5 protein-coding genes (1 of these 5 cut by a window edge) are annotated in these 5,338 nt (G+C 70.2%); 2 read left to right on the forward strand and 3 right to left on the reverse strand.

What is annotated here, in order from left to right; translation table 11 throughout:
* The 3 genes from FrCorBMG51_RS04595 to FrCorBMG51_RS04600 all read right to left on the reverse strand — a co-directional run.
* Window positions 1-1,317: NtaA/DmoA family FMN-dependent monooxygenase (locus FrCorBMG51_RS04595; RefSeq protein WP_200902325.1), on the reverse strand; the 1,317-nt coding region annotated here is incomplete at its 3' end.
* A complete protein-coding gene (locus FrCorBMG51_RS26220; protein ID WP_076843249.1) occupies window positions 1,314-1,754 on the reverse strand; it encodes a periplasmic substrate-binding domain-containing protein in 441 nt (146 codons plus the stop codon). The genes FrCorBMG51_RS26220 and FrCorBMG51_RS04595, both read right to left, overlap by 4 nt.
* A gap of 2 nt (window positions 1,755-1,756) precedes the next feature.
* Window positions 1,757-2,764: an ABC transporter substrate-binding protein gene (locus FrCorBMG51_RS04600; RefSeq protein ID WP_047221835.1), complete on the reverse strand. Its 1,008-nt coding sequence runs from the start codon at window positions 2,762-2,764 to the stop codon at window positions 1,757-1,759.
* An 820-nt stretch (window positions 2,765-3,584) separates the two neighbouring features.
* On the opposite strand from FrCorBMG51_RS04600, the gene FrCorBMG51_RS04605 reads away from it, so the two are divergent.
* Together FrCorBMG51_RS04605 and FrCorBMG51_RS04610 are read left to right on the forward strand one after the other, a co-directional pair.
* Window positions 3,585-4,145, forward strand: a complete 561-nt coding sequence (locus tag FrCorBMG51_RS04605; RefSeq protein WP_235433308.1) for a GNAT family N-acetyltransferase — start codon at window positions 3,585-3,587, stop codon at window positions 4,143-4,145.
* Window positions 4,142-5,338 carry the 5' portion of a PLP-dependent cysteine synthase family protein gene (locus FrCorBMG51_RS04610; RefSeq protein ID WP_157180386.1) on the forward strand. The gene runs 384 nt beyond the window's last position, so only the first 1,197 of its 1,581 coding nucleotides appear in the window; the start codon lies at window positions 4,142-4,144; the stop codon falls past the right edge of the window. Before FrCorBMG51_RS04605 ends, FrCorBMG51_RS04610 begins: the two co-directional genes overlap by 4 nt.

Here is a 5,338-nt window from a genome sequence, read left to right on the forward strand (position 1 = left end):
CGCGCCGCGGGCCGCCCGCGGGTCACGCAGTTGCAGCCGCTCGCGGATGGTCGAGCCGTCGTAGGCCGTCGGGAACGCGCCCGCCGTCTGCAACAGCGGGATGACCTCGCGGTTGAACTCGGCGATGCCCTCGGGCAGGACCGGGATGTGAATGTTGAATCCGTCCACGGCCCCTTCGCTCCACCATTCCAGGATGCTGTCCGCGACCTCTCGCGGCGTGCCGATCGCGAGGCGGTGGCCGCCCTCGACCCGCCGGACCAGCTGGCGTGGGGTGATCTCCTCAGCCGCGGTCAGCTCGGCGAACGACCTGACGAACCCGACCGGCCGGTTCTGGGTCTCGGTGTAGCCGAACAGCTCGGGGCGCAGCGGCCTGTCGGGGTCGAGCTTCTCGGTGATGTCGAACAGTGCCGTGCGCCTGGCGAAGTCGGCGATCAGCCCGTCCTCCCCGCGCACCCCGTGCAGCGCCTCGTGCTTGCGGTACGCCTCCTCGCGGGTGTCGCCGACGATGACGGTCAGACCGGGAAGGATTCGGATCGAGTCGGGATCCCGGCCGTAGCCCGCGGCGCGCTCGCGCACTGCCGCGCCGAAGCCGAGCGCCGCCGACCTGTGCAGGAGCGAAGCGTAGATGATCTCGGCGTGCCTTGCCACCAGGTCGACGCCCTGCGGGGAGGCACCGGCCTGGGCGATCACCGGGTGTCCCTGCGGGCCGATCGGGACGTTCAGCGGGCCGGCGACGTGAAAGAAGTCGCCGTGATGATCGATGCGACGCGCGGTCGTCTCATCCCACAGCGTGTCTGTTGGCGCGTCGGGGCCGGGGGCGTCCCAGCTCAGCCAGAGCCGCTTGACCACGTCGAGGAACTCGTGCGCGCGCCGGTAGCGTTCCGCCCGCCCCGGCAGGGGATCCGCGCTGAAGTTCGCCGCCACGTCCGGGTTGAACGTCGACACCGCGTTCCACGCGACGCGCCCGCCGGAGATCGCATCCAGCGTCGCGAGCCGGCGCGCCAGGTTGTACGGCGAGTTGTACGACGAGGTCGCGGTGAGCAGGAACCCGATGTCCGGGACCCGCGCCGCGAGAGCCGTGAACAGCACGATCGGGTCGAAGGAGTGGATGGGGCGGCTGCGGGGGTCGCGGCTGAGCGCGGGGTGGTCGGACACGAACACTGCGTCGAACACACCCGCGCGGGCGATCCGCGCCGACTGCACATAGTGGTCGAAGTCGTTGAACCGGTTCCACTTCGTGCCAGGCCAGGACCCCGAGTTGGTGGCCGTCCCGGTGCTGTTGATCCGCACGCTCAGGTGCAGGCGGCGCCCGGTCACGGCTGCTTCCAGACGTTGAGGAAGTCGGGGTTCTCCTGGGCGTGGAAGCTCAGCGCCACCTTCTGTGACTCTCCATAGATCTGGGTTTCTTCGAACGTGGGGATCGCGTACGCCTTCTCGAGGATCACGCGTTGCCCCTTCTCCTGGATCTCGCGGAATGCCTCGTCGTCCCTGGCGTGCAGTTCCTGGTCGTACAGGGCTGCCACCTCCGGGGGCGAGGCCAGCAACGAGGTGTTGTTCTTCGCCGCGTACTGCTGGCCGAGCGAGACGATGGACGTCCGGCTCAGCGTGATCGGCACGTTGACGTCGGTGTTGGAGGCGGCCGCGAACGAGGGGTCGTTGCGGACGTCGAGAACGACGCCGAGGTCCGTGCGCCACTGCTGGGCGATGTACTCCCAGGTCGGGCCGAGAGCGACCTGCTGGGCGCTCAGCGGCACGGTCAGGCGCAGCGGCCGTCCCTGGCGCGCACGCCGTCCGGCCCCTGGGCCCAGCCGGCCTCGTCGAGCAGGGCACGCGCCCTGGTCAGGTCGAAGGCGAACAGGCCCGACAGGTCCGAGTGGTTCGGGTTGGCCGTGTGGAGCAGCGACGTCGACACCAGGTACCTGGGCGTGAGCGCCGTCTCCTGCAGCCCTCGCAGGTTGGTGCCGATCCGGAGCGCCCTGCGTACCCTCTCGTCGGAGACGAGCGGGTTGGAGATCCGGAAGTTCGCCGCGTTGACCGCGCCGAGCGGCGGCTGCGGCGCGAGAATCCGGTAGCCCTCCGCCAGCAGCGCCTCCTCGTCGGACGGCTGGATGCTGCGGACGACGTCGACCTGGCCGGAACGCAGCGCGCCCGTCCGCAGCCCGACCTCCGGCAGCACCCTCCAGATGATCTTCTCCAGATAGGCCGCGCCCTTGTTCGGAGAGCTCGGCTGCCCCCACGTGAAGTCCTCGCGCCGGCGGAGCGTCACCTGCTGGTTGGGCACCTGGGACTCGAAGACGAACGGCCCGGCACTGATGACGTTCTTGGGGATGCCCGCCTCCTCGAACTCGAGGTCGAGGGTCCGGGCGGCGACCAGCCCTGAGTTGATCCGTGTCGTGTCCACCAGGAACTGCTGGTTGGGCGCGGACAACACGATCCTGACCTTGTCGCCGTCGACTTCGGCATGGTCGTATCCGCGGGAGAGCTGCGCGTGTACCGGGATGCGGCGCTTCTCGTCGCCGTGGCCGAACACGTCGAAGTTGCGGGCGACGGCCTCCGGGGTCAGCTGGGTGCCGTCACTGAAGGTGATACCAGGCCGGATGGTAAAGGTGAACTCGATGTTCTCGTCGTTCTTGGTCCAGGACGAGGCGACCCAGGGCTCGAGGCGCTTCGCGCCGGTGTCGTAGTGGAGCAGATAGATCTGCACCGGGAAGACCAGGTTGTCCGAGCTGAAACTGCCGAGCCGCTGGTTCTGCCAGCTCGGCACCGGCTCGTTGTCGGAGAAGACGGGCGTGCCGCCCCGGACCGGCGCGCCCGTCGGGCCGGCGGCGCTCGCGCTCGAGCCGCNCGCTCGAGCCGCTCGAGCCGCTCGGCCCGTCACCGTCCCCGGCACACGCCGCGAGCAGTCCCGATCCCAGCGCGGCGGCGCCCAGCCCCAGAAAACCACGGCGATCGAGTTGATAAGCCACCAGATCTGTTACCTCGTCTTTATCGGAGTCTTTCTTGGATGAGGCCGGGCGGCATCAGACCGCGCCGCCCGACTGGAGAACCGCCCGGCAGAAGGTAGCCAGCGAACAACACTGTCCGTCGCCACCCGGTGAAACAAGCGGCTTTGCCTACCGAATTGCCGGAGATTTGCTTAACTGTTCCGCGCCACGGGAGGCGGACGGAGACGATGGCGGAAGGAGGTGAAGGCCGCCACGACGCGGCGCCGAACGGGGCGCGGGAACGCGGGCGGCGCCTGGTGACCCGACGGGCGTATGCGATCCCCACCGTGATCATTGCCGCGATCCTCACCGCGGCTCTTACCGCGGCCCCCGCGGTGATTCCCACGATGATCGCCAGTGTGATCACTGATGTGATCCGCCGCTGGGATTCCCCCTTCGGGGAGGGACCGCTCTCTGGCGCGCCACCCCGCGCCGGCATCGAGTTCGCCTCGGCCGCCGGCCCGGTCCTACGCACCGGGGTGAACCGGTGGCCGCCCGTCAGGGCATTTCCCATCTGTCGACCGATAAAGTTGGGAATACTGGACGCACCGATCCCCTCGTGCGGCCGGCGTGCGGCCCCTCATCGAGTTGGAGCCAGGCGTGGCACCCGAACCAACGATCCACATTGAGAGCGTCGGCGCTGAGAGCGTCGACATTGAGAGCGTCAACGCTGAGAGCGTCAACGTTGAGAGCGTCAACTGGGACGACCCGACGGCGGCGGCAGTGCGCAACGCGATGGCCGCGGAGCTGCATCTGCGCTATGCCGACCGGCTGGCCACCCGGCCGCCGTCGGCCGGCCGGGCCGTCGTGACGGAGACGGTCGCCTACACCGGTGTCGCCTACACCGCCGACCGGCTACCGGTCGGGCATGCCGCGCTGCGCTGGCTGGGGGACGACCTGGAACTCAAGGGCATGTACGTCGCCCCCTCGCATCGCGGCCGGGGGGTGTCGACCAGGCTGCTGGCGGCGGTCGAACAGGCGGCGTGGGACCTGGGCGCGGGACGGATCGTGCTGCAGACCGGCGACCGGCAGCCGGACGCGGAGCGGCTGTACGCCAGAGCCGGCTACACCCGTATCCCGATCTTCCCACCATACGAGGCGCTGACCTATTCCCGCTGCTTCCAGAAGCTGCTCACCGGTGAGGACGTACGAGCCTCATGACCGTCTACGAGTCGGTCCTCAACGCGATCGGCGAGACCCCGCTGTTCCGGCTGCCGTGGCTCGGCCGCGGGATCGCGACGCCCATCTACGCGAAGGCGGAGTTCCTCAGCATCGGGGGCAGCGTGAAGGACCGGGCGGCGCTGTCCATGGTGCTGCAGGCCGAACACGACGGGCTGCTGCGGCCGGGCGGGACGATCGTCGAGGCCACGTCCGGCAACACCGGGATCGGCCTGGCGATCGTCGGCCGGCAGCGGGGCTACCGGGTGATCGCCGGGGTGTCCGACAGGTCGGCCCGGGAGAAGGTGGACATCCTGCGGGCCTACGGCGCCGAAGTCGTGATCGCCTCCACCAGGTTCCCCAAGCAGCACCCGGACCACCTGCTCAACGTGGTGCGCCGCCTGGCGGAGCGGATCCCGGGCGCGTGGCTGGCGGACCAGTACGACAACCCGGCGAACCCCGCGGCCCACCTGCGCACGACCGGGCCGGAGATCTGGCGGCAGACCGGCGGGCGGGTGACGCACTTCGTGGCCGGTGTCGGCACCGGAGGCAGCATCAGCGGCACGGGCGAGTTCCTCAAACGGGCCTCGGCGGGCCGGGTCACCGTCGTCGGCGCCGACCCCGAGACGTCGGTCTACTCCGGCGGTGACGGCAGCGCCTACTACGTCGAGAGCATCGGCCACTTCCTGCACCCCGAGACGGCGGAGGACATCTGGCCGCAGTCCTACCACCGCGACGTGGTCGACCGCTTCGAGCGGATACCGGACCGGGAGTCGCTCCTGACCGCGCGGCGGCTGGCCAGGCAGGAGGGGCTGCTCGCCGGCCCGTCCTCGGGCGCCGCCGTCGCCGCCGCGCTGCGGGTCGCCCGTACGCTCGGCCCGGACGATCTCGTCGTGGTCCTGCTGCCCGATTCGGGCCGCTCCTACCTGTCGACGGTGTTCAGCGACGACTGGCTGCGGCGACTGGGGTTCCTGGAGGAGCAGGACGACGACGCCGACTCCGAGCCGACGGTGCGCCAGGCGGTCAGCCGCGTCCCCGGCTGGGCGGACCGCCTGGTCACGGTCTCCTCACGGGTCACCGCCGGCGCGGCCGTGGACAGCCTGCCCGCGTCGACGACGGCCGTCGCGGTCGTCCTCCCCCGCGACGAGCGACGGCACGGCATCACCGCCACCGAGATACTCGGCTGGCTCGAGCCC

The sequence above is a fragment of the Protofrankia coriariae genome, assembly GCF_001017755.1.
Taxonomy (GTDB): Bacteria; Actinomycetota; Actinomycetes; order Frankiales; family Frankiaceae; genus Protofrankia; species Protofrankia coriariae.